Origin of the sequence: Novosphingobium sp. CCH12-A3 (assembly GCF_001556015.1) — a bacterium.
In the GTDB taxonomy this organism is placed as follows: Bacteria; Pseudomonadota; Alphaproteobacteria; order Sphingomonadales; family Sphingomonadaceae; genus Novosphingobium; species Novosphingobium subterraneum.
In genome coordinates this window covers 1-1,260 of record NZ_LSIA01000261.1, presented here as the reverse complement: position 1 = coordinate 1,260, position 1,260 = coordinate 1, and the positions used below count along the sequence as shown (strand labels likewise).

The following is a 1,260-nucleotide window of genomic DNA, read 5'->3' as shown; positions in this document are numbered from 1 at the left end:
TCATTGATCGAGAGCGATCATGGAGAGCCGTGGTGGATCCGAAGTCTCTGTTCAGTTTGAGCGATCATCTTGAGGCCTTGAGCAAGGACGGCGATCCGCTCGAGGTTCTGCAACAGACGGTGGACTTTGAATTTTTCCGGGCCTGGTTGGTTGAAGGGCTCGGCTACGGTGACGGCGCCAAGGGTGGGCGACCTCCGTTCGATCCGGTGATGATGTTCAAGGCGCTGGTCCTGCAGGCGCAGCACAACCTGTCGGACGCGCGGATGGAGTTCATGATCCGGGATCGCCTGAGTTGGCTGCGCTTTCTGGGGCTGTCGCTCGGGGACAGGACGCCGGATGAGAACACGATCCGGCATTTCCGCAACCGCCTGACCGAGACAGGAACGCTCAAACGGGTGATGAAGGCCTTCGACTGGCAACTGCAGAAGAAGGGCTATATCCCGATGTCCGGGCAGATCGTGGATGCCTCGCTGGTGCCAGCGCCCAAGCAACGAAATACCGAGGGCGAACGCGAGGCGATCAAGTCGGGCAAGAGCGCAGAGGAAATCTGGCCGAACGAGCCGAACAAGGCGGCGCAGAAAGACACCGATGCACGCTGGACGCTCAAGGTCGGTGGCAAGGTGCGCCACCGCGATGATGGCACACCGTTGCCCATGATTGCCCTGCCGGTTTTCGGCTACAAGTCACATATCAGCATAGACCGGCGTTTCGGCTTCATCCGGGAGATGGCGGTGACGTCTGCCTCGGCCGCCGATGGGAGGCTGCTTCGTCACGTCGTGAGCACCGAAAACACCGGCTCCGAGGTCTGGGCAGACAGCGCCTATCGCTCAATGCGCAACGAGAAGTGGCTGTCGGATCGGATGCTCACATCTCGAATTCACCGGCGCAAACCCAAGGGCAAGCCCATGCCAAAGGCAATCGCCCGGGCCAACGCCGCAAAGTCTTCGATCCGGGCCCATGTCGAGCATGTCTTCGCGCATCAGAAGAACCGCTTCGGACTGTTCATCCGCACCATCGGCCTGGCCCGTGCCGAAGCGAAGCTCACCCTTTGCAATCTGGCCTATAACTTCAACAGGCTGATCTTCCACGAACGCCGCGAAAGCATGGGATGACTCTGCCTGGTATCCCGAAGAACCGGGGCAAACCGCCCGAATTATAGCCGGAAACAAACGAACGGCGAAGCTCTAAAGCCGAAACACACAAGGACCACCCTTCCTCGGACCAATCCGCCTCGAACTACCAGGTTTTTGCGGGTGTCCA

1 protein-coding gene is annotated in these 1,260 nt (G+C 59.8%); it reads left to right on the top strand.

The genetic code is table 11. From position 1 onward, the window contains the following. The first annotated feature begins 29 nt into the window (after positions 1-29). Positions 30-1,112: a transposase gene (locus tag AX703_RS21055; protein WP_197423795.1), complete on the top strand. Its 1,083-nt coding sequence runs from the start codon at positions 30-32 to the stop codon at positions 1,110-1,112. Positions 1,113-1,260 lie beyond the last annotated feature (148 nt).